General features: G+C 60.7%; 1 protein-coding gene. It reads right to left on the bottom strand.

Annotation, left to right across the window (positions count from 1 at the left end; translation table 11 throughout):
- Positions 1-621 (bottom strand): condensation domain-containing protein (locus NXS07_RS22565; protein WP_258087574.1); only part of this gene is annotated, 621 nt, incomplete at its 3' end.
- Positions 622-758 lie beyond the last annotated feature (137 nt).

Raw genomic sequence — 758 nt, 5'->3', positions numbered from 1 at the left:
GAATAACCGGGCGCTGCCGTCCGCGTACCCGGTCAGATGACCGGCCTGCCATAAAGACCCGGCAGCATAATCAAACCCGCCCTGCCACTGCGTCAGCTGTTGATGTAATGCCGCCTTCTCCAGCACGCTGACATCAGCGCGGTGTAAGGCGGGCAACCCGAATGGCATCTCAGCCTGATAACACTGACGGTAACCGTCTTCTGTGCAGACAAAGCGGGTACGCAGCATATCGTGCCGCCCGGCCAGCCGGATCAGGGCCTGCTCAATATCAGCGTACCGGATTTCTCCGGGAAGCTGCATCATAAATGCCTGATTCCAATGGTGCGGACACGGCAGGTTCCGGCCGAAGAAGGCCTGCTGGATCGGCAATAAGCCAAACTCCCCGCTTAATAATCCCGGCTCGGCAATCACCCTGACCGCCGTGGAGGCCTGGGCCAGCAACTTAGCCAACCGCGCCACCGTCGGGGCATCAAAAATCGATTTGACCTGTAGCGAAAAACCCGCCTGCCGAAGTTTAGACACCAGACGGATACTGACAATCGAATCCCCCCCGATACGGAAGAAGTTATCCTCAATGCCGACCTGCTCCAGCCCCAGGACGTCCTGCCAGACGGCACACAACTGGGTTTCCAGCGCATCGCGCGGCGCCACATAACCGCCCCGGCTCACCCACACCGGGGCCGGCAGTGCCTGGCGATCCAGCTTGCCATTCAGGGTCAGGGGCACCGTCTCAATCCGGGTCAAGCTGGCCGGCACCA

Source organism: Xenorhabdus bovienii (assembly GCF_024721015.1).
Taxonomy (GTDB): domain Bacteria; phylum Pseudomonadota; class Gammaproteobacteria; order Enterobacterales; family Enterobacteriaceae; genus Xenorhabdus; species Xenorhabdus bovienii.
The sequence above is the reverse complement of the archived record's forward strand: the minus strand, read 5'-3'. Positions and strand labels throughout refer to the sequence as shown.